This window comes from Pedobacter sp. 01N416, from assembly GCF_056399685.1.
Map to the genome: position 1 here is coordinate 1 of NZ_JBFTRT010000913.1, position 1,101 is coordinate 1,101.

The window sequence follows — 1,101 nt, forward strand, 5'->3', positions numbered from 1 at the left end:
GTTTTACTTTTTCAACCGAGCTCATTTCATATTGAAGGCCCAACCAGATATCCCTTTTAATTTCTTCCATCTGGTTAATTACCTTTTGCTCATCTAAATCCGGATATTGGTACCGGTTAATAATTAATGCGCCCTGCAATAAATCAAAAGCACCGCTTAAATACCATAAGCTTAAATCTTCTTTAACCGTTTTAAATTGGATCTGATGAACAATATTTTCAATTCGCTCCTGCAACAAGCCATCAAAAGACTGTTCCCAGGCATTTTCTAAAAAATGTACTACTTCGCCGCCATATTCAAGCAGTTTCTTTTCAACATGATGGAACACTTCCTCGTCAGGATCATCCAACAATTTTACTAAAGCACTTATCTCTGCGTTATTTTCCATAAAACATACCTACGTTTGCAGTGTTTAATTACTTTTGCAATATTATGCTATTTCAATTTATTACAGATTACCTTAAACACCGTTTAACAGCAAAAAGCCGACATGGAACGCACTCACCATTCGTGTACAAGCTCGCTGATGAGGTAATTTACGATTTTACCGACAAATCTGAATACAAAAACATAGAAGAACAACGAAAAAAACTTTTTAATGACGATTCGATAATCACTGTTACAGACCTTGGGGCGGGTTCTCACCTCAATAAAAATCGTACAAAAAAGGTAAGTCAGATTGCGAAGAATGCGTTGAAAAGTCCACGCCTGGCCAAACTGATTTACCGGTTGGCGAAAAATACAAATCCTAAAAGTGCTATAGAATTAGGCACTTGCCTTGGCATTACAACGGCTTATCTGGCCACAACAAGTGCTGATACAGAAGTGATTAGCATCGAAGGTTGCCCGCAAACGGCAGAGGTGGCGAGGAAAAATTTCAAGGATCTAAATTTAGAGAATATAGAGCTTCATGTGGGCAATTTTGATTTGATCCTACCCGATATTATTGCCAAACAGCCAAGTTTAGATTTCGTTTACATTGACGGTAACCACCGCAAGGATGCTACCCTGAACTATTTTAACTGGTGTTTGCCTAAAATTAATGAAGATTCACTGTTGATTTTTGACGATATTTATTGGAGCGAAGGCATGAAAGAAGCC

At 37.9% G+C, this 1,101-nt stretch carries 1 protein-coding gene and 1 pseudogene; one reads left to right on the forward strand and one right to left on the reverse strand.

Annotated features, from left to right (window positions below; translation table 11 throughout):
- Positions 1-388 (reverse strand): annotated as a pseudogene (locus AC1DND_RS28345) (hypothetical protein); the annotation flags it as partial.
- A gap of 44 nt (positions 389-432) precedes the next feature.
- On the opposite strand from AC1DND_RS28345, the gene AC1DND_RS28350 reads away from it, so the two are divergent.
- On the forward strand, positions 433-1,101 hold a 669-nt coding region (locus AC1DND_RS28350), incomplete at its 3' end, for an O-methyltransferase (RefSeq protein ID WP_477586242.1).